17 protein-coding genes are annotated in these 17753 nt (G+C 50.2%); 11 read left to right on the top strand and 6 right to left on the bottom strand.

From position 1 onward, the window contains the following. Nucleotides 1-104 precede the first annotated feature (104 nt). Nucleotides 105-2708 carry a malto-oligosyltrehalose synthase gene (gene treY, locus V9K95_RS02420; RefSeq protein ID WP_336439922.1) on the bottom strand — a complete coding sequence of 868 codons (2604 nt, stop codon included), beginning with the start codon at nt 2706-2708 and terminating at the stop codon, nt 105-107. 29 nt (nt 2709-2737) lie between these two features. Then, nucleotides 2738-4162: an alpha,alpha-trehalose-phosphate synthase (UDP-forming) gene (locus V9K95_RS02415; protein ID WP_336439923.1), complete on the bottom strand. Its 1425-nt coding sequence runs from the start codon at nt 4160-4162 to the stop codon at nt 2738-2740. A gap of 149 nt (nt 4163-4311) precedes the next feature. Between V9K95_RS02415 and otsB the strand changes: the two genes are divergently transcribed. Further along, nucleotides 4312-5115, top strand: a complete 804-nt coding sequence (gene otsB / locus V9K95_RS02410; RefSeq protein ID WP_336439924.1) for a trehalose-phosphatase — start codon at nt 4312-4314, stop codon at nt 5113-5115. Here otsB and V9K95_RS02405 read toward each other — a convergent pair. Next, nucleotides 5102-6433 (bottom strand): PQQ-dependent sugar dehydrogenase, encoded by a 1332-nt coding sequence (locus tag V9K95_RS02405; RefSeq protein ID WP_336439925.1) that lies wholly within the window; start codon nt 6431-6433, stop codon nt 5102-5104. The genes otsB and V9K95_RS02405 overlap by 14 nt on opposite strands. Before the next feature lie 120 nt (nt 6434-6553). On the opposite strand from V9K95_RS02405, the gene V9K95_RS02400 reads away from it, so the two are divergent. From V9K95_RS02400 to modC, 6 genes are all read left to right on the top strand, one after another. Beyond that, the gene (locus tag V9K95_RS02400) at nt 6554-6868 is read left to right on the top strand and encodes a hypothetical protein (protein ID WP_115052799.1); all 315 of its coding nucleotides are present in this window, start codon (nt 6554-6556) and stop codon (nt 6866-6868) included. Nucleotides 6869-7073: 205 nt separating this feature from the next. Then, nucleotides 7074-7283, top strand: coding sequence for a cold-shock protein (locus V9K95_RS02395; protein ID WP_115052800.1), 210 nt, complete (start codon nt 7074-7076; stop codon nt 7281-7283). A 134-nt stretch (nt 7284-7417) separates the two neighbouring features. Continuing rightward, nucleotides 7418-7780, top strand: a complete 363-nt coding sequence (locus V9K95_RS02390) for a DUF6481 family protein (RefSeq protein ID WP_115052801.1) — start codon at nt 7418-7420, stop codon at nt 7778-7780. Between the two features lie 144 nt (nt 7781-7924). Continuing rightward, complete coding sequence (gene modA, locus V9K95_RS02385; protein ID WP_336439926.1) at nt 7925-8719, top strand: molybdate ABC transporter substrate-binding protein; 795 nt, start codon at nt 7925-7927, stop codon at nt 8717-8719. Nucleotides 8720-8767: 48 nt separating this feature from the next. Beyond that, nucleotides 8768-9469, top strand: coding sequence for a molybdate ABC transporter permease subunit (gene modB, locus V9K95_RS02380; RefSeq protein WP_336439927.1), 702 nt, complete (start codon nt 8768-8770; stop codon nt 9467-9469). Then, a complete protein-coding gene (gene modC, locus V9K95_RS02375; protein ID WP_336439928.1) occupies nt 9466-10548 on the top strand; it encodes a molybdenum ABC transporter ATP-binding protein in 1083 nt (360 codons plus the stop codon). Before modB ends, modC begins: the two co-directional genes overlap by 4 nt. Before the next feature lie 18 nt (nt 10549-10566). Here the strand turns inward: modC and V9K95_RS02370 are convergent, their stop codons facing one another. The 3 genes from V9K95_RS02370 to V9K95_RS02355 form a co-directional block, all read right to left on the bottom strand. Then, complete coding sequence (locus tag V9K95_RS02370) at nt 10567-11463, bottom strand: dihydrodipicolinate synthase family protein (RefSeq protein WP_115052805.1); 897 nt, start codon at nt 11461-11463, stop codon at nt 10567-10569. A 9-nt stretch (nt 11464-11472) separates the two neighbouring features. Then, complete coding sequence (locus V9K95_RS02365) at nt 11473-11856, bottom strand: YciI family protein (RefSeq protein ID WP_115052806.1); 384 nt, start codon at nt 11854-11856, stop codon at nt 11473-11475. Nucleotides 11857-12591: 735 nt separating this feature from the next. After that, entirely contained in the window at nt 12592-12921 is a 330-nt protein-coding gene (locus V9K95_RS02355) for a hypothetical protein (protein WP_336439929.1), read from the bottom strand. A 217-nt stretch (nt 12922-13138) separates the two neighbouring features. On the opposite strand from V9K95_RS02355, the gene V9K95_RS02350 reads away from it, so the two are divergent. From V9K95_RS02350 to V9K95_RS02335, 4 genes are read left to right on the top strand one after another with little or no spacing between them, the layout of a single operon-like run. Next, nucleotides 13139-13828, top strand: coding sequence for a CerR family C-terminal domain-containing protein (locus tag V9K95_RS02350; RefSeq protein ID WP_442958535.1), 690 nt, complete (start codon nt 13139-13141; stop codon nt 13826-13828). Beyond that, nucleotides 13825-14838 carry a secretion protein HlyD gene (gene hlyD / locus V9K95_RS02345; RefSeq protein WP_336439931.1) on the top strand — a complete coding sequence of 338 codons (1014 nt, stop codon included), beginning with the start codon at nt 13825-13827 and terminating at the stop codon, nt 14836-14838. Before V9K95_RS02350 ends, hlyD begins: the two co-directional genes overlap by 4 nt. Then, nucleotides 14835-16595, top strand: coding sequence for an ATP-binding cassette domain-containing protein (locus V9K95_RS02340; protein ID WP_336439932.1), 1761 nt, complete (start codon nt 14835-14837; stop codon nt 16593-16595). The genes hlyD and V9K95_RS02340 overlap by 4 nt, the downstream gene beginning before the upstream one ends. Beyond that, nucleotides 16592-17752 (top strand): ABC transporter permease, encoded by a 1161-nt coding sequence (locus tag V9K95_RS02335; protein WP_336439933.1) that lies wholly within the window; start codon nt 16592-16594, stop codon nt 17750-17752. The genes V9K95_RS02340 and V9K95_RS02335 overlap by 4 nt, the downstream gene beginning before the upstream one ends. Nucleotide 17753: the final 1 nt, after the last annotated feature.

Raw genomic sequence — 17753 nt, 5'->3', positions numbered from 1 at the left:
CTGCATGAACCGCACCGCCCAGTGCCAATAACGTCGCAGCAAAACAAGCACCGTTTGCCACTTATCGGCCCGATCTATTGTAGGGAATAAATAGGCGTGTTGGCCTAATCGGCGATAAGCGTTGCCGTAGAAAAGTCACGCATCGCATCAGCAGCGAGCAGCGCGTCGCCTGGCAAAATCGTCTCACCTGTCAGGACGTTCTGAAACACTGCCGATGATATCGTTTCCGGCACATGGATGATGGTGTCTCCCCAAGCGGGAATGGGCATGAACGGCTCCTGAAATTTCGAGACCGCCTCAAATGGCAAGCGGGGAACCGCGACAATACATGAACTGGATTCGTTGCGGCGCAAGAAGGCCAAAAGGTGGTCTGAATAGATACCGCTAATTTGTAGAGGAATGTAATCACCCCGCAAAAACAATTCCGGATATTGCTGTCTTAGTCGAAGGTGAATTGTGATAATACGTTGCTTCAAAGCGCCCGAATGCCAATCCGCCAATAAATTGGTGAACGGAGATTGCTCGGCATAGTTTAGTTGCGCACTCAGTTTTTCAAAGCCAGCATCGTCAGGCGCACCTGTCTGAGAAAGCGAAAAATCCCAGGTTTCAGAACCAGTTTGTATGACCGGCATGCCAGGTGTTGTCATTTTAAGGACGGTTTGTGAAAGGCTGTTGACTGCTCCCGCAACCCAATACGGCCTCATTCTATCTGCGAACTCCATCAGAAATGTACGATCGAGGAAGACGCTGCCAATATAGTCGGCGACTGCCATTTCATAGGGGCGGTTGACCTCCGTCCAAAAGGCGTCCTTTCTCATTTCCCGGATAGCTCTAATTACAAAGCCTGTTAATTCATCTTGAACAGCCAAGAGCGACTTTTGATCATCGAGATGGAGTTGGGGAGGCCAAATTGCAGCCATGGTCTGATAAATCAGCCATTCTGTTTCTGGATGTGGAACCAGGGCGCCCTCAATCATCTTGACGTTTTGAGCGAAGCGTATTCGCCAGTCCGACACGCATTGTATCCAGTTCGCCGGAGATTCTGTGAGCGCCAAAAGACGCATGCGGGCATCTTCACCAAATTTAGTAGCGTAGGAAAAGCTGGTGGCATTCATGCCTAAAGGCATCATTGCAGCCTTTTGGGCCATGTGTGTGTGAAACGCCTCAACTGGCCGTTTCGCATCGGCAGAGAAGACCGTAATTTCATCAACCGAAATCGGGCCACGGTCATAACGATAGGATTCTTCGACCGCTTGAGCCATAACTGCAGCCGATAGCTGTTGGTAGCGAGTATCAAATTCGTCATATATTTTTGGCGGCAGGGTCGATCTTGTTATCCCTGCGGTTTGCAAAATCATTGTGTAGTGATCCTGTCGATCACTCGGGTAAGTTCGAAACACTGGTAGTTCCGTAATAGTTTCGGAAATTGCGCGCCTTATTTCAAGTTCATCAATGTCCGCGGGCGAAAACTGCAAAAGAAAACGCGCCAACGCGTTCAATTCCGGCGCGAGTTTCTTGTGAAGAATGGCGTGCTTCGCATCCCGGTAATGGTTCTCCCGAGACCGTTCAACTCCCGCTACTGTCGCATGGGCTTGTTCTAGAGTTGGAAGCTGTGCGTGATTCACCAGGACATTTGATGCGACGGCAATAAACTCATAGCCGGCCGTTCCATCCACATCCCACTCTTCTGACTGCACCTCTCCATTCAGAAAAATTTTGTCGGTGACAATGTAAGCATTGCTGCCGGTGGCGTGACGCAATTGTTTCAAATATCCAGCGGGATCTGCAAGACCATCTATTTGATTCACTCGAAATCCGCTTACTGCACTTAGTTTGATTAGTTCCAATGCTGTTTTATGAAAGTCATTGAAAACATCGGGGTCCTCCACATTTGCCCCCACAGAATAAATGGAGTCGTATGAGTGTCGGTAAGTTAAGTGTTTGCGGGCGTCAGCGATGGTCATTAAAATCCAATGCTGCTCTGTCAGAACTTTCTTTAAGGATGAGATGTCAACGGTTAGCCTGTTGAGGTGATCAGCCAGAGCAAGACGATTGGAAACGCTGCTCCGTCCGTATATTACCCGCAAGTTTTCATGAAACTGGTCGGGATGGGATGGCTGAGCTTTGGCTGCTGCTTCACGAAATTGGTTGGCCAGTTCGCTATCGAGTCCTTGCAAGACTGTCGCATAAGATGGCGGTGACAAGGGATATAGATTTTGCGCGTGTGATATTCCCAGCACATTCCCCGCAGTATCAAATACCAAGCTGATCGCACTATTATCGAGTTCTTCGACAAGCGGGCGCTCCAGCACCGGCAGGCTTAGCCGACTGCTCCAGTCGACGTCAAAATACTTGGCGTATTTGGCATCCTTACCCCACTCAAGCAGCGATCTCCACCACGGGTTTTCGTAAGAAGCAGGAATTTGATTAGGATTGATATCGATCAAAAGACTGATACCCGCGTTTTCCAATGCGCGGATAAGTCTTGCAAAGCCCTGTTCGCCGCCCGATTTCCGATCCAGCGTAGTGGGGTCAAAAGATCGACGCCCGTTTCCAGCATCGCTTGTATCGAAAACAGATGAAACGCTGACGCAGTCTATCCCCAGTCGCTTCAGATAGGGCACTCTCGACGCCAAATGATTGAAAGTAACACCATTCTTCAAAAGCAAGCGATAGGCTGATGTCGGTACGTCATTCCGTTTTGGCATTCTGATTCACTACTCCTGATCACGCTCAGTTAAGTTGTCAGGTGGATGGGCGAGTGTTTTGTGAACTGATGTATGAGCTGAGGTCGTTCAGTTTTGCCGAGAAGCGCATCAAGGTATTCGCGCTGCCACCATTGAGCATCATGCTCTGTGACGCGTTTTAAAAGCTTGCGGTGCCGCAATTGCCGTTCGGCGAGTGGCATAGTCGCAGCTTTTTGAATAGCTTGTGCCACGTCATTGATATCGTAGGGATTTACGATCAGAGCTTCGCTCAACTCCTCGGCGGCTCCAGCAAACTTGGACAGTATGAGAATCCCGGGATCTGCATCGTCCTGCGCAGCGACATATTCTTTCGCGACAAGGTTCATTCCATCGCGGAGTGGCGTAATCAAGCCTATCAAACTTGATTTGAACAGTGGGGCAAGTTTAGAGCGCGCAATGCTGCGATTGATATATTGGATCGGCGCCCAGTTGAAATCGGCAAACTTGCCGTTGACTGCGCCAGCGAGTTGTTCAAGTTCTGATTTTATGTCGCCGTAAGCTGTTACGTCTTCACGTGAAGGAGACGCAATTTGTAGGTATTCAGCATGCCCCTGGTACTCAGGATAAAGGTCAAGAAACTTTCGAAATGCTTTTATGCGATGTGGCAAGCCCTTGGAGTAATCGAGACGGTCAGCAGATATGATCTGGAACCGTTTTAACATTTTCCGGCGGATGCGTTCGAGTTCCACCGTGTCATCCGATTTGCTGGATGTCTGGGCAAATTGCTTCACATCGATCCCGATTGGAAAATGCCCGATATGAATTGTACGACCGTCAACCCGCACTAATTCCGGCGAAATTATATCTGCGTCGGAATGTTCTTTAAGATAACGATGAAAATTCTGAACGTCGTTTACCGTTTGAAACCCTATGAGATCATATTGGAGTAGACATGATCGCAGCCATTCATGTCTTGGAACGGCCGAAAATACGTCAATGGAAGGAAAGGGGATGTGCAGGAAAAAGCCGATTTTATTGCCACAACCTTTCTGGCGCAGTTTCGCTGCCATAGGGATCATGTGATAATCATGAACCCAGATCACATCATCCTGCTTAAGCTGGGGGGCAAGCGTGGCCGCAAAACGCTCATTGACTGAAGCGTAGCAATCAGCAAACTCAGTGCGATAGTCCATTAAATCCAGCCGATAGTGAAAGGCTGGCCAAAGCACCTTGTTTGAAAATCCGAGATAATATTTCTCGTGCTCTTCTGGGGTAAGGGATGTCGTCAGCGTTGTTACGTTGTCGTACTTTTCCTGTTTTGGGGCTGAAATATCTTCCGAAATACGTCCATCCCAACCCATCCACAGGCCGTCTTGGCTTTTCAAAGCATCGACAATTCCGACTGTTAATCCCCCTGCCTGTGTTTTTTTAGTGAGGTTCGCCGTTCGGTTTGAAACAACAACCAACCGTCCCATAGATTAAGTCCCTTGCATTCGAGTTGAATAAACCCAATCCGCTCGGGCGCAGATGGTTCCCATTTTTTTCGAATTAGTAATGAACCATTTGTGTCGCGTGGAGTTTAAACAGCACCACCCTAGCTCCACCAACACGGCGAAATTTATAGATGAAATCTGATTCAACGGGAGTACTTCCAAAAGATCTCCATAACTGGGCCTTGTTTCTGGATGTTGACGGAACACTGATCGATCTTGCCTCCACGCCCACGGGCGTAAAGATACCGCAAGAATTGCCGGGACAATTATTATCGCTTTTCACGCAGCTGGATGGAGCCATGGCTCTGGTAACCGGGCGCTCGATTGAATCTGTCGACGCCATGTTTGCCCCTTTTCAATTTCCTGTTGCAGGGATGCACGGCTCGGAAGTTCGGGATGGGTCAGGAAATCTCGGTAGAAAGCTGATTAATCGCTTGGCGCTTGATCAAGCACGCCAGGAGCTGGAAAAGCTGACGGCGCGTTGGCCGCAAACCATTATTGAAGACAAGGGCTTGGCTATCGCCATGCACTATCGTTTGGTTCCCGAGGCTGAAAGGGCGGTGCAGGCCACGATGTCCACGGTTCATTCCAGACTTGGCGAGGGATGGAAACTCCAGAACGGGAAAATGGTTGTGGAACTGCTGCCGTCGGGTACTGATAAAGGATCTGCAGTAGCAGATTTTATGACAATGGCTCCCTTTAAGGGTAGAAAGCCGCTGGCTATTGGTGATGATCTTACGGATGAGGCCATGTTCCGTTTTGTTAACGGATCAAACGGTCTTTCCGTCAGAGTTGGTCAGCCACTTTTTCAAAGTGATGCGCAATATAAGGTCAACTCCCCCAACGAGGTGAGGGGATGGATTGCAGCTCTAACGGGTGCCCCAAAACAAACGGAAAAATCGCCTGAGTTGTTTCCACTTTCTACTCAGGACTGACGCGCCAGATCGTATTTCCCACATCATCAGCGACGAGGAGCGCACCGTTCCTGGCTATCGCTACGCCAACTGGTCGACCTAATGCTTCGTCGTTGCCGCTTATGAATCCCGTAAGAATATCCTTTGGCGGGCCATTGGGTTTGCCATTGGCAAACGGCACATAAATCACTTTGTAGCCGCTTCTAGGTTTGCGGTTCCACGATCCATGTTGGCCGATAAATGCACCATTTTGATATTCCGCCCCTAAGAGCGATCCCGTATTGAACGTCAATCCGAGCGAAGCAGTATGCGGGCCGAGCGCATAATCCGGTTTGATAGCCTTCGCGACCAATTCCGGGTTTTGCAGCTTTACTCTCACGTCAACATTTTGACCGTAATAGCTGTAGGGCCAGCCATAAAATCCACCGTCTTTGATAGATGTCATGTAGTCCGGGACAAGATCGCTACCGATTTCGTCACGTTCATTGACTGCGACCCAAAGCTGGCCGCTGTCAGGATTCCAGGAAATGCCGTTGGGATTGCGCAGTCCAGATGCGAAGACACGCTGTTGGCCGGTTGCTAGATCAATTTCGAGAACGCCCGCCCGGTTCTTCTCTGCATCCATGCCGTTTTCACCAACATTGCTGTTGGATCCGACTGTTACATATAGTTTTTTGCCATCGACACTCGCAATCAGATCTTTAGTCCAATGGCGATTGATTGGGCCCGCGGGCAAATCAATGATCTTTTCCGGTGGGGTTGTAGATTCGGTATCGCCATCCAGATAGGGCACTGCGACGATACTGTCGGTGTTCGCAATATAGAGTTTCCGATCTGCAAGTGTCATGCCGAAGGGGGAACGCAGACCTTGCAGAAATGTCTTGCGTACCTCCGCAACACCGTCATTGTCGGCGTCGCGTAACAGCGTGATCCTGTTTGCGCTTTTAACCATTGCACCAGCTTGACCCATCACCATGCCTTCCAGCCAGTTTCGAATATTGAAACCTTGATTTTCCTTCGTGGGCGCATTGCTTTCGGCAACGAGAACATCGCCATTAGGCAGAACATGAATCATGCGTGGATGATCAAGGTCTTTGGCAAAAGCATTGACTTTCAAACCTGGCGCGGCTTTTGGCGTGACGCCTTCCGGCCATTTGCTGGCTTTCGCAACGTTTACAGTTGGTATGGGCTTGGGATTGGGTGCAGGAAGTGTGGGGTTGGGACCATAGCCTTGTTCAATCGCGATGGTTGCTGATTCTTGTGAATAGACATAGACGGCTGCAGCGCCAAGTCCGGCAAGCACAACGAAGACCAACACGATTTTAGCAAGGGTTTTCATCAATTTATCCTCTCATCGGCGTTAAATCATAATGCCTGTATAACTCCGTCCAGCTGAAACAGCATCAGCTACGGAACCTCATTGTTATGTCGACGTTAAGTTTCGGACAGGAGAAAACAAATGACTGAAACCACATTGCTTACAGACCACCAAGCCATTCGCGATTGGGCCGGTACCCGTTCAGGAGTGCCTGCCATACGTGACCCAGCTGCCCTTATCGGCATTACCGAACCGGTTTTGATGATAAAATTCGGACAAGAGGCGTACGCGGACAATGACGATAGCGGCGCCGACCGTCCGGACGAATTGGGACGCCCCCGCCTTGTGGAATGGGATGAATGGTTTGATCTGTTTGACAAAAACCAATTAGCCCTTGTGGTATCGACAGAGATTGAAGGGCAACCGGACGAATTTCATGAGTTTGTTCGCAAATAAGCCGGTCAGAATTTTACACGTAAAAACAAATCCTGCCGTGGGTTGATCCCTGCGGGTTGGGCCTGTAAATAGAAGCATTGGATTTTGGATCGTCTGACTTTGTTTTACGCTTTCTAGCGCTTCGACAAGCTCCTTCTTCAAAACTCGATTATTAGGAGGCACCTTTAGTTGGGTGCCAGTTGTTGTTGCTAGACGGAGGTCCATCATGGCCACAGGCACAGTTAAATGGTTCGATTCAACAAAAGGTTTTGGTTTCATTCAGCCGGATGACGGCGGCACCGACGCTTTTGTTCACATCTCTGCAGTTGAACGCGCCGGCATGCGTAATATCGTTGAAGGTCAAAAGATCAGCTACGAGCTAGTTCGCGACAAGAAGTCTGGCAAGATGTCAGCTGATCAGCTCGCAGCTGTATAATAATAATGGCCACGGTGTTCGCTGCCAGCGACTTCCGTGGTAGGATTAAAGGAAAGGCTGGGCATGTGTCCGGCCTTTTTCCATCTACTGGCAATTGAAAAGCCGATTGCTTGCAACGACAGGACTACTTTCTATTGAAAAATCTTAAAGAATTGAACGAACGCCGCGCCGCGGCGATAGAAGCAAAAAAGCTTCTGCTGAAGAAATTTGAGTCAGCACCAAAGGCCGATGACCCTGAGGTGGTTGCCAAGCGGGCTGAACGTGAAGCTATCGTTGCCGCCCGTGAAGCAAGAAAAGCTGATCGTGATCGTTTGGCCAAGCTTGAAGAAGAGCGCAAGCTCGCGGAGACTCAAGCTCTTGCGGATGCTGCAGCGGCGGAAGCCGAAGCACTTGCTGCCGAAGCAAAGAATCGGATCGCCAGAGTTGTTCTGGATGAAGCCGAACGTAAGGCGGAACGTGACCGCCGTTATGCCGCTCGCAAAGCCAAACAGCGCTAACTGTCAGCCTTTCTGTCCCGTTTATTGTGCCCCACAGCTTTAAAACCGTGGGATGCTTTTGGTTATGTTTCTTCGAACATAACGCTGGCTATCTGTTGATCACCGATATATTCATAAGAATATTACGGCGGAGCAGAGAGTTTGATGAGTGTTCAATGGCGTGACTGGTTGAAATATTTTACAGCCATATTGGCAGCTATTTCTTTGGCAATATCTTTTCAGATCAATCAAGCCCAAGCAGTTGAGAAGGTTACGGTTTTTGCAGCCGCAAGTCTTAAGAATGCACTTGATGAGGTCACGTCAGCATGGAAGGCTGAAACTGGCAAGGAAGTGACAACTTCTTATGCTGCGAGTTCAGCATTGGCCAAACAAATCGAATCCGGTGCTCCGGCAGATATTTTCATCTCCGCAGATTTGGATTGGATGGATTATCTTACTGCAAAGAAGCTTATTAATGAAGCCACACGCAAGAGCCTTCTTGGCAATAGTATCGTTCTCGTAACATCAAAAGACAATGTTGAGCGGGTAGACATCAAGAAGGGTTTGGATCTGGCAGGGCTTCTCGGTGACGGCCGTTTGGCGATGGGCACGATTGATTCGGTACCGGCAGGCAAATATGGCAAGGCTGCCCTGGAAACGTTAGGCATATGGTCGTCAGTGGAAAGTAAGATCGCTGGTGCAGAGAATGTTCGTGCTGCGTTGCTTCTCGTTTCTCGTGGCGAAGCACCATACGGGATCGTCTACAAAACTGATGCTGTAACTGACAAAGAAGTGGCGATTGCCGGTACCTTTCCGGACGATAGCCATAGGCCAATCGTCTACCCGATTGCGATGCTGGCTGACAGTAAGAATACTGACGCTGTGTCACTGCTTGACTATATAAAATCAGATAAAGCTGTGCCGCTGTTCGAAAAACATGGTTTTACCACACTCAAATAGGCGCGGACTTCCGGCAAGGGACCGCCACAAACACAGCGAGCTTTCGATTTGAATTGGTTCTCGTTAAGCGCAGAAGAATGGACGGCTGTTCATCTCAGTGTGCGTATTGCATCTGTTGCTACGATTGCCAGTCTACCTTTTGGCATAGCGGTCGGCGTGTTGTTGGCCAGAGGGCGTTTTTGGGGAAAGTCACTTTTGAATGGCTTGGTACATCTGCCATTGATTTTACCACCTGTTGTCACCGGCTTTCTCCTGCTGATCCTTTTTGGGAGGCGCGGACCAATCGGGGCATTTCTTGCCGAGAATCTCGGGATTGTTCTGTCATTTCGATGGACTGGTGCCGCCTTGGCCTGCGCTGTGATGGGTTTTCCTTTATTGGTTCGTAGCATCCGCCTTTCGGTTGAAGCAGTAGACAGGGGATTGGAGGATGCTGCCTCAACACTGGGCGCTAGCCCGGGCTGGGTTTTTATGACCATAACTTTGCCTCTGATCTTGCCGGGCATTATTGCTGGTATGATACTTTCATTTGCAAAAGCAATGGGAGAGTTTGGAGCAACGATCACCTTTGTTTCCAATATTCCAGGTGAAACGCAAACCTTGTCAGCGGCGATCTATACCTTCACGCAGGTGCCGGGCGGGGATGCTGGCGCATTCAAACTGACTATTATCTCCGTGATCATTTCTATGGCCGCTTTAATGGCTTCAGAATTCATGACCTATCTCTTCGCTCGCAAAGTCACATCACCATGAAGTTGGTTTTCGAGGCGCGACGGAAGCTCGGTGCATTTCAGTTGGATGCGGCATTTACGTCCGAAGGCGGCGTAACTGCGCTGTTTGGTCCTTCAGGATCGGGTAAAACCTCCATCATTCGCATGTTAACCGGGCTGGCTCACCCTGATGAGGGGCGTGTGATTTTTGATGGCGATGTTATTGTCGATACCACCCGAGGCATATCTATTCCGAAGCACAAACGCCGTTTTGGTGTTGTTTTCCAAGACAACCGGTTGTTCCCCCATTTGTCGGTTCGTCAAAATCTTAACTACGGTCGATGGTTTGTTTCAAAGCCTAAGAACGATGATAGTTTCGCCTCCATCGTTGATTTGCTGGGACTAAATTTCTTGCTCGACCGGCGGCCGATAAATCTTTCAGGCGGCGAAAAACAGCGGGTGGCAATTGGCCGTGCGTTACTTTCTTCGCCTCGTCTGCTCTTGATGGATGAGCCGCTTGCTGCATTGGACGAGACGCGGAAATTGGAAATATTGCCATATCTCGAAGCGCTGCGCGATCAGATGAACATTCCGATCATCTACGTTAGCCATTCAGTGACGGAGGTAGCGCGATTGGCCGATAAAGTTGTCGTACTGGACAATGGCAGCGTTACGATGGCTGGGCCGGTTGCTGATGTGCTAAATCAACCGTCCGTTTCCTCGATGCAAAACCGGAAAGACAGAGGAACGCTGATCGAAGGGAAAGTCATCCAGTACGATATAAAGCACAGACTGATGACAATCGAGTTCAATTCCAATCATTTCTTTGTTCCCGGGCCTGAGATTTCGATCGGCAAGACCGTCCGCATGTATATTCTTGCAAAGGATGTCATGCTTTCCACCGTTTATCCGGAAGGCGTGAGCGCTCTTAACATCCTGCGAGGAGAGGTTGCGATAATCCTTTCCAATTCAGATGGCACAGTGGATGTGCATATTGAATGCGAGGGAACGGCTCTGGTTTCGCGAATTACCTCGCTTTCGCGCGACCGGCTAAAGCTCACAGATGGAATGATGGTTTATGCCATTATTAAAACGGTCGCCTTGGAATCACGAGGACCATAAGAGATTCAGGGTCTGTGCCTAAAAGGATAGTCCTTCAAGAGCTTGCGCGATGCGGTTGTACTCAGACTTTTCGATCGGCAATATGGGGCGTGGCGGATTGGAATGTGTTAGTCCCATTATGTTGGCGATAGCATACATGACGCGAATGCTGGAAAGCTCCTTAAATAAATCCCACAATGGTTGCAAAAGTTGGTCTAACCGTTGAACTTCGCCATCTTTTCCGGCCTGAGCGGCACGTGTTAGTGCAAGACATGGAATAGGCAACAGACCTCCAGCCACACTGTACCAAGCATGTCCGCCAGCCATCAAGGCATTCGCCGCATTCCAATCGCCACTAAACCCAATGGCAAACCCCGAGGGAAGTGCATTGCTGAGCGGCTGGATTATGGAAGGCATTTCAGAAGCTGGTGCTGCCGGATTTTTAAGCGCAACTATGTTGTCAATTTTTGACAGCCGCTCAATGAGTGGAACGCCAAACGTAAAATGTGTTGTAGTCGGATTGTTGTAAATGCAAAGGGGAAGGCGGGTAGCACCAGCCACTGCAGTATAATGCTGGAAGACTTCTTCATCGTTCAGCGGCGTATATGAAACTGGTGCAAGAAGCAGTCCTGAAGCGCCGGCCTGCTCGGCATGCTTTGCAAATTGCTCTGCTTCGTCGGTACGCATGGCACCAACTCCGACGACAATTGGCACAGTCGAGTTGCCAGCTTTCACAGCGATCTCGACTGCGCGTTGCCGTTCCGCCGGGTCAAGATACATATATGTGCCAGTGCTTCCCAGAAGGCCGATAGAATCCACGCGGGCATCTGCAAGGTTACTGATGATCTTTGAAAGATCCCCCTCATCTACGCGGCCGTACGGATCACAAGGAGTAATGGGAAAGGCCGATAATCCATGGAAGATCGAAGAGTTCATGCTGCTATCCTAGCTTTCTGCGCTGGCGCTTAACGGTGCTCCGGGAAGATAAAGCAATATCTCCCGGATTTCGTAAACGGCTGTCGGATTGGCGCGGCGCAACTCGCGTGCGGTTTCTACGGCAGCAGTAAGTGACGGGCAATCAACAACATATAGACCAAGCAATTGCTCTTTGGTTTCGGCAAAAGGACCATCGATTACTATTTCGGCGTCCTTACCGCGCAGCGTTACTGCACGGCCTGTGGGACCAAGACGTGCGGCTGGCCCGAGAGTTTTTTCACGAACGAGACGTTCATTAATCTCCAAGAGCTCGGTCATAAGGGCCGTGTCTTCCTCTTTGGTCCAGGAAGAGACGACTTCCTCTTCGTGATAGGCCAGAATTGCATAAAACATGGATTATGATCCTCTTTAACTCATGGCCGGGGATTCTATTCAAATCAGTTGGCTCTGCAACTGACAGGCGTTGGCCTCTTGCGCTTCCACGACAATGCATGCCTTATTATAGGTCAGAGCAAAAGCTCAATTTTCCTTGAGCAAAAGAAGAAAATGTTCTCCATGACAGTTATTCCGGTCGGGAAAACCGCATAATGGCAATAGAATGGCTTCCCCGTGCCAGTGCTTGGTCATGAGCTGCCACCATCAAGTTATGGGCTTACCGCCAGTGACGGCAATCGTTGCTCCAGAAACATAACTCGACAGCGGATCGCTTTCCGGTCAATTTTCCCGAGCCTTTGTACGAATTTCCACCGTGGTCCGGAATAGGATTCATCTCTTTGCTTAACCCGGGCATTGATTGTTTGGGTGTAAAGCATCGACCCACGCCGCGCTAGGACTTATCGCCATGCATTGCTGTCGACTGATACAATAGAAGGTGTGGCATTGCGTCGATCTGAAATTGCACCGGCAGAATGTTTTCCCTTCTGCGCCTTGCACCGCCACTCTGACTTCGTCCATTTGTTTAATTCCCACGATTCGAAACCTGCGTGGTGTAGCCATTGTCTTCGCGCCTCGGACGCTAGGCCATGGTCTCTCTTCCAAAATGGAAAACCCGTTAACTCGCCCATTGTTCCAGATGCCATGCCTATGCATTCGCAATTGTGGTTACGCCCAGAGTCAGTTCATGATTGGCTATTTCGACGGGGCGAACGTAATTAGTCCCACGGCAATGATTGCCAGCATTATTCCGGCAAGTTGAGTTGTTGGCAGTTTCTCGCCGAAATAAACTATTGCAATTGCGTTGATGGCCACCAGTTGCAGCAATGCAGAAAGGGTGAAGGCCGAGGCCATTCCAAACTCACGCACCAGCCGAAGCATAATCAGATTGCCGATAGTATATAAAATCAGCGTTATAGCCAGCTTCGGGAATGTGGGCGATATTGCCCAGTGTTTGGCTCCGACAGCCGCAAGTAGAAAAACCAGTGTCGACGCCGCAAGCTGCAGCATGCCTGAGATTGTCATAACATCTCCATTGAAGAAGAGCGGGCGCTCGAAATAACACCGCTTGATCGGGTTCAACGATAGCATTGGATTTTTGGCCGCACCATCCGCGCGATAGATCGCCGCCATCGTAAAAGTTCTGGCTTAACCTAGTCAGTTATCGCAATTGCAATGTACCAGAAAAATTCATTCGTTTGACTTATTATTTGCTGCGATGTAGATTATGGATATGGAAAATATAACCAAGCAGAGGAAACGTCAGTCCGCTCGCGGAGAAATTGCCCGCGAAAAGCTCATCGTCGTCGCGCTCGACCTGTTCGGCCGATATGGCTTCGAGGGCACGAGTACGCGGATGTTGCGTGATGCAGCAGGTGTGAATCTACAGGCCATCCTTTATTATTTCGGGAGCAAAGAAGGGCTCTATATAGCCACGGCGGAATATCTTGGCGGAGAGATCAATTCCCACGTTTCAGGCTTGCGAACCAAGGTGAGAGGACGACTGCAAGAATTGGCGGCAGCCGGGCAAAGTCTGTCACGCGAAGAAGCAAGAGCTTTCCTGACAGAGATACTCCAAAAGATGGCAACTCTGTTTGTAAGCAAGGAATCCGAGCCATGGGCACGGTTTTTGATACGAGAACAGATGGAGCCGACAGAGGCATTCAACAGAGTATATACCGCAGTCATGAAGCCTATGCTTGAGGCAGGCATCCAACTCATTAGCGTCTTGCTTGACGAAGATCCTTTATCCGAACATGTCCGCTTACGAATGATTTCTCTTTTCGGCAGTGTTCTTGTGTACCGCACAGCCCACGCTTCTGCGATGCTGCAGCTCGAGTGGAGCAGTATTGGTGCAAGCGAAGTTAAAACTATACAGGATTTAGCGGGGGAACTTGTTGCTGCCATACTGCCCGTCAAGGTGCGATCATGAAGCGGCTAATCATTATATTGATCTTGGTTGTTGTGGTTGCCGCAGGCTTGGCGTGGTGGTTTGAGCTTCCACGCAAAATGGGCTGGGTTGAATCGGAAGCGACGCAACTCACGCTTTACGGCAATGTAGATATCCGTCAGGTGCCACTTGGTTTCAGGGTCAATGGCCGCATGGAAAGGCTGATGTTTGACGAGGGTGATACCGTTGCAGCTGGCGCAGTTATTGCGAGCCTGGATACAGCGCCCTATCAACAGTCTGTTGATGCCGCAAAGGCTGAAGTGTCTGCGCTGCGTGCGACACTTGAAAAGGCAATAGCAGGGCCACGCCAGACTGAGATAGTGCAAGCAGAAGCCGCGCTGAATGAGCAGCTTGCCGATCTTGAAAATGTAACTCTCTCCTATGAGCGTGCCCTCCGCCTCCGCCCGAATGGAACCATTTCCCAGTCCGGTTTGGATGAGGCAATTGCAGCAAAATCGATAGCGAATGCACGGACTGCTTCGGCGCGGGCAGCTTTGGCGCTTCTCAAAGAAGGAACACGTAAAGAAGACATTGAAGCAGCGAAAGCCAACCTTGCAGCTGCAGAAGCGAAACTTTCCAGCGCCGTGACTTCGCTGGATGATGCTCAAATGCATGCGCCTAATGATGGGGTAATTCTTTCCCGCGTTCGTGAGGCAGGTTCCATCGTCGCGCCAGGTGATCCTGTGGTTGTATTGTCGCTGCTGAAACCCGTCTGGGTTCGCAGTTATATTTCTGAGGTTGATCTAGGCCGCATACATCCTGGCATGGTCGTCGATGTATACTCGGATACGAAACCCGGTAAACCCGCTAAAGGGAAGATCGGCTTTATATCGCCAGTGGCTGAATTCACGCCCAAATCAGTGGAGACGCCGGACCTGCGCACAGATCTCGTTTATAGGTTACGCATCATTGTTGATGAGGCAACCCAAGATTTGCGACAGGGAATGCCTGTCACCCTTCGAGTGCCGATGGAACCAGGCCGTGAGCTATGACCGACCGGATTCCATCCACCGATGATGATGCCCGATCCGAATTTGTTCGTCTCGCAGATGTCAGCAAGAGCTTTGGTCAAGCTGCGCAAGCATTGAAAGATGTGTCCGGCATCATAAGCGGAGGCAGGATTACAGGACTGGTTGGTCCAGACGGTGCTGGTAAAACTACGCTGATACGTCTGATTACCGGACTTATGCAGCCGGATGGAGGCTCGATCAATGTTCTGGGATTCGACACCAAACTGCATGCACCAAGCATTCAGGCTCTAATCGGTTATATGCCTCAACGTTTCGGACTTTATGAAGACCTCACGGTTCAGGAAAATCTCAATCTCTATGCTGATTTGCGTAGTCTCCCGCTGGGCGAGCGTCCGGCAGCATTTGATGAGCTTTTGACGTTCACTGATCTAAAGCGATTTACCGGGCGGCTCGCTGGTCAGCTTTCGGGCGGAATGAAACAGAAGCTTGGGCTTGCCTGCGCTCTCTTGAAAAAACCCAGACTCTTGCTCTTGGATGAACCAGGTGTTGGCGTCGATCCGATTTCCCGCCGCGACCTGTGGAAGATGGTAAAGGACCTGACCAAGGACGGCATAGGGGTCCTCTGGTCAACTGCTTATCTTGATGAGGCTGAAGCCTGCGATAAGGTGTTGCTTCTCAATAAGGGCGAACTGCTATTTTCCGGACCGCCCGCGGATTTGACAAATCGGGTTAAAGATCGGGTTTTCAAGTTCACTGGCATATCCGGCAGTCGCCGTCAGGCACTCTCGAAAATCCTGGAACAGCAAGGCGTGGTTGATGGTGTCATTCAAGGCTACGCAGTGCGCATTGTTACCAGCGCGGAAGCGAAACGAAGTGAGTTGACGAAAATCGCGGGAAACACAGCCAAGATACGTGCCACAGAGCCACGTTTCGAAGACGCTTTTGTTGATATGCTTGGAGGTGGCCCAGGGGGGCGTTCCAAGCTTGCCGAAACGGCCACACGGCTCGATGATCAGAATGGAAAGCCCGTCATAGAGGCCCATGGATTGACGAAGAATTTTGGTGATTTCACCGCAGCGAAGGACATTACATTTGACATTCCACGAGGTCAGATTTTCGGGCTTCTTGGGCCAAATGGTGCGGGAAAATCCACCACGTTCAAGATGCTGTGCGGGCTTCTAAAACCTACGCAGGGTGAGGGCAGGGTAGCCGGGTTTGATTTGCGGCGGGATGGTGCCGAGGCGCGCAATCGTCTAGGGTATATGGCGCAGAAATTTTCTCTTTATGGTGATTTGAGCGTCGGACAGAATCTGGATTTCTTCGCCGGCGTCTATGGTTTGAGCGGGTCACGTAAACGCGAGCGCATAAGCTTGATGAATGAGATATTTTCATTTGCCGCTCGGGATAACCTGCCGGCAAAGGATTTGCCTCTTGGCCTAAAACAACGCCTTGCACTCGCCTGTGCCGTTATGCACGAACCAGAAGCGCTTTTTCTAGATGAGCCGACATCCGGCGTAGACCCCATAACACGACGTGAGTTTTGGACACACATTAACGGCCTTGTCGAGAAAGGCGTGACGGTGCTTGTCACCACACATTTCATGGATGAAGCCGAGTATTGTGATCGTATTTCTCTTATCTATCGTGGTCGTTCGATTGCTCTGGGTTCGCCCGATGAACTCAAGGCAGGGGTCGCGACTAAGACGCAGCCGGATCCCACCATGGAGGATGCGTTTATCGCCTTGGTGGAGGCCTCCGAGCGGGAGGCAGCGGCATGACCTCCGTATCGCTAAGTAAAACGACGGAACCAGCGCGCGTCCGGCGATTCTTTGCGCTTGTCCGCAAAGAGACCTTCCAGCTTTTGAGGGATCCAAGTAGTATTCTCATCGCCTTTGTTTTACCCGTCGTTCTATTGTTTCTGTTTGGATATGGCGTTTCGCTCGACACGGGCCAAACCCGTATCGGCCTTGTTATTGAAGAGCAGACACCACTGGCAGGCGATCTTGCTGCCAGCTTCCGGGGATCGCGCTATTTCGATGTTGAAACAGGTCGGGATCGAAGGGAGTTTGATGCAAAACTGATAAGCGGCGAAATTCGAGGAATCGTCATTATTCCTGCCGGCTTTACCTCCGACTTCGCGGCAGGAATGAACCCGCAGATTCAAGTGATTGTTGATGGATCTGATACCAATACCGCCGGTTTCGTTCAGAATTATGCGCAAGGCGTCATTGCAGGGTGGGTGGCTATCCGGTCGGCAGATATGGGAGTTCAAAAAGATGGCAGCGCCTCAGCGATCAGCGTAGAGCAGCGCTTCTGGTTTAATCCGGAACTGACGAGCCGCTTTTTCCTTGTTCCAGGATCAATCGCCATCGTCATGACGCTCGTCGGAACCCTGCTGACGTCATTGGTCATCGCCCGGGAATGGGAACGCGGAACCATGGAAGCAATTATGGCAACGCCGGTGACATCTGCGGAACTGCTGATGGGAAAAATCCTGCCCTATTTCGTGCTTGGAATATTGTCGATGACCCTTTGCGTTATAATCGCGGTATTCCTGTTTGGCGTGCCCTTCCGAGGATCAATCTTTGCATTGTATCTGCTCTCAGCGGCATTTCTTGTGCCAGCTCTTGGTCAGGGATTGCTTATATCAGCTGCAACAAAAAACCAATTCCTGGCATCGCAGCTTGCTTTGATCTCGGCCTTTCTTCCGGCATTTCTCCTTTCGGGTTTCCTGTTTGAAATTAATTCTATGCCGGTGGTCATACAATGGATCACTTTCGTCGTACCCGCCCGTTACCTGATACCAAGCTTGCAGACACTTTTTCTGGCCGGGGATATATGGCCGATGTTTTTGAAGGCAATGGCTATCATGCTGTTTATCGGCAGCGTCTTCTTTGTTCTGGCCGCCCGTAGTACACGAAAACGGATCGATTAAT

The sequence above is a fragment of the Phyllobacterium sp. CCNWLW183 genome (genome assembly GCF_037203775.1).
In the GTDB taxonomy this organism is placed as follows: domain Bacteria; phylum Pseudomonadota; class Alphaproteobacteria; order Rhizobiales; family Rhizobiaceae; genus Phyllobacterium; species Phyllobacterium ifriqiyense.
Note: the sequence above shows the minus strand (reverse complement) of the source record. Positions and strands in the feature narration are given on the sequence as shown.

Excerpts from the sequence above, each read along its gene's own strand:
- modA (WP_336439926.1), top strand. The coding sequence starts at position 7,925 with ATGAGTGTTCAATGGCGTGACTGGTTGAAATATTTTACAGCCATATTG.
- hlyD (WP_336439931.1), top strand. The coding sequence starts at position 13,825 with ATGAAGCGGCTAATCATTATATTGATCTTGGTTGTTGTGGTTGCCGCA.
- V9K95_RS02415 (WP_336439923.1), bottom strand. The coding sequence starts at position 4,162 with ATGGGACGGTTGGTTGTTGTTTCAAACCGAACGGCGAACCTCACTAAA.
- V9K95_RS02395 (WP_115052800.1), top strand. The coding sequence starts at position 7,074 with ATGGCCACAGGCACAGTTAAATGGTTCGATTCAACAAAAGGTTTTGGT.
- V9K95_RS02370 (WP_115052805.1), bottom strand. The coding sequence starts at position 11,463 with ATGAACTCTTCGATCTTCCATGGATTATCGGCCTTTCCCATTACTCCT.
- V9K95_RS02365 (WP_115052806.1), bottom strand. The coding sequence starts at position 11,856 with ATGTTTTATGCAATTCTGGCCTATCACGAAGAGGAAGTCGTCTCTTCC.
- V9K95_RS02340 (WP_336439932.1), top strand. The coding sequence starts at position 14,835 with ATGACCGACCGGATTCCATCCACCGATGATGATGCCCGATCCGAATTT.
- V9K95_RS02400 (WP_115052799.1), top strand. The coding sequence starts at position 6,554 with ATGACTGAAACCACATTGCTTACAGACCACCAAGCCATTCGCGATTGG.
- treY (WP_336439922.1), bottom strand. The coding sequence starts at position 2,708 with ATGCCAAAACGGAATGACGTACCGACATCAGCCTATCGCTTGCTTTTG.
- V9K95_RS02335 (WP_336439933.1), top strand. The coding sequence starts at position 16,592 with ATGACCTCCGTATCGCTAAGTAAAACGACGGAACCAGCGCGCGTCCGG.
- modC (WP_336439928.1), top strand. The coding sequence starts at position 9,466 with ATGAAGTTGGTTTTCGAGGCGCGACGGAAGCTCGGTGCATTTCAGTTG.
- V9K95_RS02355 (WP_336439929.1), bottom strand. The coding sequence starts at position 12,921 with ATGACAATCTCAGGCATGCTGCAGCTTGCGGCGTCGACACTGGTTTTT.
- otsB (WP_336439924.1), top strand. The coding sequence starts at position 4,312 with ATGAAATCTGATTCAACGGGAGTACTTCCAAAAGATCTCCATAACTGG.
- V9K95_RS02405 (WP_336439925.1), bottom strand. The coding sequence starts at position 6,433 with ATGAAAACCCTTGCTAAAATCGTGTTGGTCTTCGTTGTGCTTGCCGGA.